This window comes from Bacteroidia bacterium (assembly GCA_025056095.1).
Taxonomy (GTDB): Bacteria; Bacteroidota; Bacteroidia; order JANWVE01; family JANWVE01; genus JANWVE01.
Genome location: JANWVW010000131.1, coordinates 1 through 7,735 on the forward strand (window position 1 = coordinate 1; position 7,735 = coordinate 7,735).

Below are 7,735 nucleotides of genomic sequence, written 5' to 3' on the forward strand. Positions count from 1 at the left end.
GATAGCGTAGCCCGAAGCACGCCGACCTTGTGGGCATGAGCGCAGCGAAACGCCCACAAGGACACGCCCAAAAAAATACCTCAAAATTTGTTTTACCTCATTGTAACATCTACTCTTTTACAATCTTAATAGGAGTATGGTTAAATACATGCAACATATACATTCCTGTAGGTAAGTCCGATAGATTGAGATTCCATTCCTGTATTCCTGGAAAGACTGTCTTTGAAAAGTTTTTAACTACCTGCCCTGTTAAATTAGTCAACCTCACTTGAATATCTTTTTGTTCTTTGGTTTTGTAACGTATCCAAAGTGTTTCTTTCGTAGGGTTGGGATAGACTGCAACGTGCTCACTCATAGGATGGTAAATTTGAAGGGTATTTGAGTAGTCATAGTTTCCATCTTTGTAGATACGTTTTACACGATAATAATATAACTCATGACTAAGCTGATTATCTGTATAAGCGTGATCTGTTTGATAAGCTTCTACACTGTAAATTTTTTCAAAATCAATAGAGTTTTTACTTCTTTCTAAAATAAGTTCTTTGACATTTTTGTAGGTATCTGTGCGCCACTCTAATTGATTTCCATTTGAGGTAGGATATCCTATAAGTTCAATTTTTTGGATAGGTAAGGGTGGACCTCCAGGGATTCCTGCGGCAAAACCTGAAAATCCACTGTTGAAAGTAGCTTTTACCCAGCTACCTCCTGTAACTGTTCCTGTAACATTAGATGTGCCAAGATAGTTAGTAGGTCCATTAGCATACGGATTAGAAGGTGTAATGTTGCTTATTGGACCTCCCGTTTTAGCGATATTACAACCTGACCAAGTGTTGCCCGTAGTTGTTTCCCAACCTGTAACTTCGGCAGATGTATAGTACAAAGTAATGTCGTAAGTACCAGAAGGGTTGTTATTTGTAGGCGTAATGAGATAAGTTTTAGAAGTAAGCCAAGTGGATACAGGTGTATTATAGTAAGCTACAGCAGTAGTACCTGCACGGTCAATAAGTACATTGGTGCAGCCATAATCATGTGTAGTGTTGTTTTCTATGCAAACCATTAGTTTATTTGTGGTATTGTCATAGAAGTACACTTTTGAGTTAGGACCTAAATACTGGTCATCTGTGGCGTTGAGTGCATCTTCAATGCTAGTAGTATTAGCAGTAAGTTGTATATTATCAATGATGAAAGGTGGATTAGATCCGATAGAATTATTATTTATCCATCGCCATGCGAGGTAAAATGAGGTGTTATTTAAGAAATCAGGCAATTGAGTAGAAAAAGTGGCAACAGTATTTTGATTGGCAAATTGTGTAGTGATAGTGCTATTGACAGTAGGCATAATAGAAAAGTTTATTCCATCTAATGAGTAGAGTACATGACCATAGTCTACATATTCTTGAGTAGCAGAGTAGTATTCTCCTACACATCGCCATTGAAAGGACAGGGTCATGTTATATTTACCTACTGCATTGATAAGGGGGGTTCTTACTCTTACGTTAGATGAACTTGTAGGCGTGTAGGCAAGGGGTTTTGTTGTAGTGTTATTGGTAACATATAGACTATAAGTTCCTGAAATAGCACCACTTGTACCTACTACCCATTGATTAGCTCCTGCGGGAGTAATTTCAGAAGTGGATACCCACCCAGCAGGTAAACTACCTCCACTACTTTCAAAATTTTCGCTGAATATGACACTAGGACCAAATTGAGGTTCATAATCATTATCATCTATGGTTACTGTGTGAGTTTGATTGAACGTTCCTGCTGTAGCGTTTGTTGTACCCGTGATGGTGTAGGTCAGCACTATTGTTTCGGAACTTTCTACTGCTGCGTCATCAAAGATACGAATGATAAGATTTTGATTTGCAGTACTTCCTGTTGGAAAGACGATGCTAGGAGTGAGAAGTTGATAATCTGCTGGTGTAGCAGCTGTACCTGCTACATTAAAAGTAACTGTTGCAGCACCAGTAGGGGCACTGCTAATCCTTAAAGGGATAGTAATATCCCTGTATCCTCTACAATCGGTAGTACCGCCTATGCTACTTTCCTCTGTAATACTACTGGGCTGTGCAAAGTAAATTTGAGGTAAGCCTGTAATAACAGGATCGCATTTATCTGAATTGAGTAAAGACATTCTTCTTGGGCTGTTGTACATTACTGTGCGCATTCGAGTACGTTGATCTCGGGTAAAAATATTCATGCAAGCATCGTCAGAATAGTCCATGTAGTTTTGTACCATATCTAAGGACCCGCAGCTGGTTACGGTAGGGCATCCATAATTAGGACCTGCGGCTTCGGGAGTATCTGCACAAAAGTCATCTATACCACACCCTCCATCACCCCATATATGCCTTAAACCTAGCCAATGTCCTACCTCATGTGTTGCAGTTCTACCTTTATCGTAAGGTGGAGATAAAGTAAATCCTGTACCTTTATCAGAGGAACCAAAAAAGTTGTATCCTATGACTACTCCATCAGTAACAGCGCTTTGAGGTGCCGCAGACATACCTCCCAAGTTAGACTCAGGAAACTGTGCATAGCCTAGTAGCCCCCCACTTAATGCCATTACCCATATATTGAAGAATTCATTTGTATTCCATACAGTAGCAGGTTTTATTGTGTTTTCTATATAGGTCATTGTATAAGGGGGGGCACTAAAGCCCATACTACTACGGTTTATTCTACGAATCCCAGGTGTAGCCATAGGATTGCCCATGTTATCTCGAGTTACTAGGCAAAACTCAATTTGTACATCTGCTCCTGCGGGGTGTGTGTTGTAACCAGGGGTACCTGCCAAGCGTCTAAAGTCTTCATTCAGAACAGTTATTTGAGATTGAATCTGTGCATTACTTATATTAGACCCTGTTCCAACGGGTTCACCGTTATGAATAACGTGTACAACAGTTGGAATACGTATAACCTGGTGTGTCTTAGTTGTGGAACTCTGCTCTTCCGCTTTATATTTTTGTATCAACGGCTGAAGCCACTTCTCAAAATCCTCTAATGTTCCAAGTTGGGGATTTTGAGCTCTGCGTAAGCTGTCTGCTAACATTGTTCCACATCGCCTGTGGTGCTTAGCATACTCTTCTTGGCTATACACCTCTTCTACAAAAGAAAGCAGCCACAATAGTACTGCAAAAACGTAATACTGCTTCATATAGCTTTCTACTACTGCAATAATACAATAGAGTGCGTTAAATGTCAAATACTTTTTTCAATAGAATGACAAATTAAAGTAGTTGAAATTTTTTGAGAGCAAAAAGCATAGGGTCCCGCATTGAAATTTAAGCAGGAAGCTTGTAAAAGTAAAAGAATATGAATGGGATTTTCGTAGCCTATAAGCCTGTATAAGGTTTTCTACAAACTATCATTTATGATTCTCTGATATTCAGATTTAGTGGCTGCACCTACAAACTTATTAACTACTTTGCCCCCCTTGAAAAACAGTAGTGTGGGAATATTCCTTATGCCCATTTGTGTAGGTACTTCTGAATTCTCATCTACGTTCATTTTGCAAATAAGCACATTAGGGTTTTCTTTCGCTAACTCTTCCAGTATAGGACTTACTATACGGCATGGACCACACCACTCTGCCCAAAAATCTACAACTACTAACTTATCAGATTGAAGTACTACTGATTCAAAGTTATCGTCTGTAACTTCCACAATGTTTTGTGCCATAATTGTAACATTTGAAATGTGTTGCAAAAATAGTAAAATAAGTTCTGCAAATTCAACATATATCAACTTAAGAAGTTTAATTACGACAGAGGATAAGTTTCTAAATGAACTTTCTGCCCATCAAAAACAGCATACGTAAAAGTAGTTATCCAATCACCGAGATTGATATACAGAGATTGATTGTTTTTCAAGGTAACTAGTTTCGGAATATGCCTATGTCCGTAGATAAAATAATCAAAATGCTCTATTTCTAAAATTTGATTAGAATACTGGATAAGTACTTCTTTTTCGCCATAATCCACTTTATCTTTTTGGGCATTCGCATGTCTACTACTTGCTGATAAAAAATTAGCCAAGCTAATCCCCCAATCGGGGTGTATCATGCCAAAGCACCATTGTAATAGCCTGTTTTGAAAGCACTTCTTGATAAACTTGTATCCTTTATCGCCAGGACCTAATCCATCGCCGTGAGCAATATAAAACTTTTTTCCGCTAAACTCCCTTGTAATTGGATGATGATACACAGAAATGCTTAATTCTTTCATGAAATAATCTTTATACCACAGGTCATGGTTGCCTTTGATAATGGTTATAGGAATTCCCTTTTCGCGTATTTGGGCTAATTTACCTAATAAGTGCAGGTAGCCCTTAGGTACTACCTTCTTATATTCAAACCAAAAGTCAAAAATATCTCCCACTAAATAAAACTCCGTAGCCGAAAACATTTTTTCGTCTAACCAACGAACAAAGTGCTTTTCTCTTTGTTTGCTACTTTCATAGTTTGGTACGCCCAGATGTAAGTCAGAAGCAAAGTAAATCACTGTACAAAAATAGATAAACTTACAAGTTCAAGCCAAAAACCTTTGAATTATTGGTATTTAATACAAAACTTGGTCTATACTATGTAAAATTCCTGAATGGTAAGGAATATCAGAATTTAATATGCAGGCGTTGTTGATGTATATTTTTTTATTTTTAATCTCAATAGGCAATTTTTTTTGAGATAACGCTACCACTTGGCTGCTACTCATTAAATCTAGCAAAGAAAGGTGTGCAGGCACAATGTGATTCTCTAAAACCTTTTGTATATACTTCGCGTTGGTTGTGTCTAATTGATATTTTTGTAAAAATAGTGTAAAAGCACTATCCGAAGGAATAAACAAAGTGTAAGAATCTTCACTTTGAGTGAGTCTTTTTTGTAATTCAGGTACTTTGTGTAGAAATCTTAAAAAATAAATTCCTGTTTTGAGCTTGTTTTGGATAGTAACTTCCAATTGCTGGGGCGTATTAAAATGTCTAATCTGCTCTTCTTGTACTTGTTTAAGACTTTCTCGTATTCGGATTTGTTTCAAAGATTCATCTATGCGTTTTTGCCGTGCTTTTTTTTCCGCAGAGGCTTGGCAAGCTATTACTAATACTATGATGGTCATTCCAATAAGGGAGCGTGGGCGCATAGTATGCACAGGAGAATTATTCAGCGAATATAAAAACTGTTTTGTTATGCTCCTGAAAGGTCTTTTCAACAGATTGAACTAATTCTATATTTGTACCGTATAGGTATGCGGTATGACACAAACTGCATACTAACTCGGCTAAATTCAAAATATCTGAAATTTTACCTTGTACATCAATGTAAGCAATAGTATAAATTTCTGAATAATACAATCGCCGCAGAGTGTCTAATTTTTGGCTAAAAACATTATCTCGAGCCATATCAGAAGAAAAATATACACCCACTTCTACATTACGGATATTTTGCAGTTCATATACATACTTCATTATTCCTTTGGAAGTAGTAAGCAAACTAACAGAAAAACCGCTTTTCTGTATTTTATCAAAAAAAATATCGTGGTATGCGTTGTTTTGAAAAGTATCTAAAAAAACTTCTTTATTAAAATGGTACCAAATTCTGCCCTTAGGCAAATTATCTAATACAGAAAATTCACCAGAAATTTCGCAGCATTTAATTTGATGAAAAGGCAAAAAAAGATTATTAGATATAGGTTGACCTTCTAAAACGTTCCACAAATATTGCGGTTCATCAGCGTACAACAAGCTTTCTTTGTTCATTTTACAAGTATAATATATTTTTCAATAAAGCAGTTATCTGACAACAAAAACAAAATCTACATGAATTACTTCATCTGTATTTTTGTTTTTTGATTGCGCTTTTGAAAGTGCATTCAAAAAGAATGTCATGCAGTATGAAGAATCACAAAGACCTTCTCGTTCTTAAGCAGTTGCTGCGGTATGTCAAACCGTATAGAAAAACTCTTCTTGGCGTTTCGTTTTTAACTATTATTTTGGCTTTATTATCTCCTACTATACCTGTACTTTTTCAACAGGCAGTAGATAAACCCATTTTAGAAGGCGATCTAGAAACGCTCACTTATTACATGATAGCTATTTTGGGCATAATAGTTCTACAAGCCATTTTGCAATACACCTATGCATATTACAGTAATATGCTGGGGCAAAATGTTATCAGAGATATGCGAAAAGATTTATTTCAACATCTTACATACTTGAATGTAAGGTATTTTGATAATACTCCTGTGGGTACTCTTATTACTCGTGTCATCAGTGATTTAGAAACTATTGCTGACGTTTTTGAAGCAGGTTTATTGATGATAATATCAGACCTACTCAAACTAACGGTTATTTTTAGCATTATGTTGTATAGTAGTTGGGAACTGACCTTGGTAGCCATGAGTGTGATGCCCTTTTTGTTGTTGGCGGCTTGGTTTTTCAAAGAAGGAACAAAGAAAAGCTTTCAAGAAGTGCGCACACAGGTAGCAAGACTCAACACTTTTTTGCAGGAGCATATTACAGGTATGTATGTAGTGCAGATATTTAACAGAGAAAAACAGGAGTACCAACGTTTTAACCAAATTAACGCAAAACATAGAGATGCCCATATCAAGTCTGTGTTTTATTATTCGGTATTCTTTCCGATAGTAGAAATTATTTCTGCAATTGCCATAGGTTTAATTATTGGATATGGCTCAAATGGAATTTTGCAAGAAAAATTTACTTTTGGATTGATATTAGCTTTTGTAATGTACATTGGCCAGCTTTTTCAACCTATTCGTAATTTGGCAGACAGATTCAATACTCTTCAAATGGGAGTAGTTAGCGGGCAGCGTTTTCTTGACCTCATGCATACCAATGAAACTACTCAAAACACAGGAAAAATTAGCTTTCAAGGTTTGCAGAAAGATATAGAGTTCAAAGCAGTGTGGTTTGCCTACAAAAATGAAGATTGGATACTTAAAGATATCAATTTTAAGCTTGAAAAAGGACAAACAATAGCCCTAGTAGGTTCAACAGGGGCAGGAAAAAGCTCTATTATTAACTTGCTTAATCGTTTTTATGATGTTCAAAAAGGTGCTATTCTGATTGACAAAGTACCTATACAAGAATATGAGCTCCACAGTTTGAGAAAGAAAATGGCTATTGTTTTACAGGACGTATTTTTGTACTCTGACAGCATTTTTGAGAACATTCGTTTGTATGACCCAAGTATAAGCCTAGAACAAGTGATAGCCACTGCAAAAAGCATTGGTATTCATGATTTTATCATGTCTTTACCTGATGGATATTACTACAATGTAAAGGAAAGAGGTGCAGCACTCTCCGTAGGGCAAAGGCAGCTTATTGCTTTTGCTCGGGCTATGGTAAGAAACCCTGAAATTTTAATTTTAGACGAAGCCACTGCATCTATTGATACAGAAGCAGAAACACTCATTCAGTCTGCTATTCAAAAAATGATGCAGAACAGAACTTGTATAATCATAGCTCACCGATTGAGTACTATTCAGCATGCGCATCAAATTCTTGTATTAGAAAAAGGAAAGATTATTGAGCAAGGCACACATGAGGATTTACTCCAACGAAAAGGTAAATACTATCAGCTATATCAATATAACAAAAGTGTTTTATCACATGCATAAAAATAGTTTGATTAAGTGAGTTTCTTTTTTGGGCGTGCCCCTTGCTGACGCAAGGGTCGGGGCATTCCGCACTACGCTTCGCTTCGGTACTTCGCTGCGCT

6 protein-coding genes are annotated in these 7,735 nt (G+C 36.8%); 1 reads left to right on the plus strand and 5 read right to left on the minus strand.

Annotation, left to right across the window (positions count from 1 at the left end; genetic code table 11):
* Positions 1 to 109 precede the first annotated feature (109 nt).
* The 5 genes from NZ519_09670 to NZ519_09690 form a co-directional block, all read right to left on the minus strand.
* Entirely contained in the window at positions 110 to 3,205 is a 3,096-nt protein-coding gene (locus NZ519_09670; protein MCS7029022.1) for a M43 family zinc metalloprotease, read from the minus strand.
* Between the two features lie 152 nt (positions 3,206 to 3,357).
* Positions 3,358 to 3,681 carry a thioredoxin gene (gene trxA, locus NZ519_09675; protein MCS7029023.1) on the minus strand — a complete coding sequence of 108 codons (324 nt, stop codon included), beginning with the start codon at positions 3,679 to 3,681 and terminating at the stop codon, positions 3,358 to 3,360.
* Between the two features lie 80 nt (positions 3,682 to 3,761).
* The gene (locus NZ519_09680; GenBank protein MCS7029024.1) at positions 3,762 to 4,502 is read right to left on the minus strand and encodes a UDP-2,3-diacylglucosamine diphosphatase; all 741 of its coding nucleotides are present in this window, start codon (positions 4,500 to 4,502) and stop codon (positions 3,762 to 3,764) included.
* Between the two features lie 57 nt (positions 4,503 to 4,559).
* The gene (locus tag NZ519_09685) at positions 4,560 to 5,135 is read right to left on the minus strand and encodes a fasciclin domain-containing protein (protein MCS7029025.1); all 576 of its coding nucleotides are present in this window, start codon (positions 5,133 to 5,135) and stop codon (positions 4,560 to 4,562) included.
* A 16-nt stretch (positions 5,136 to 5,151) separates the two neighbouring features.
* Positions 5,152 to 5,751 carry a hypothetical protein gene (locus NZ519_09690; GenBank protein ID MCS7029026.1) on the minus strand — a complete coding sequence of 200 codons (600 nt, stop codon included), beginning with the start codon at positions 5,749 to 5,751 and terminating at the stop codon, positions 5,152 to 5,154.
* A gap of 134 nt (positions 5,752 to 5,885) precedes the next feature.
* On the opposite strand from NZ519_09690, the gene NZ519_09695 reads away from it, so the two are divergent.
* A complete protein-coding gene (locus tag NZ519_09695) occupies positions 5,886 to 7,634 on the plus strand; it encodes an ABC transporter ATP-binding protein/permease (protein ID MCS7029027.1) in 1,749 nt (582 codons plus the stop codon).
* The last annotated feature ends 101 nt before the right edge of the window (positions 7,635 to 7,735 follow it).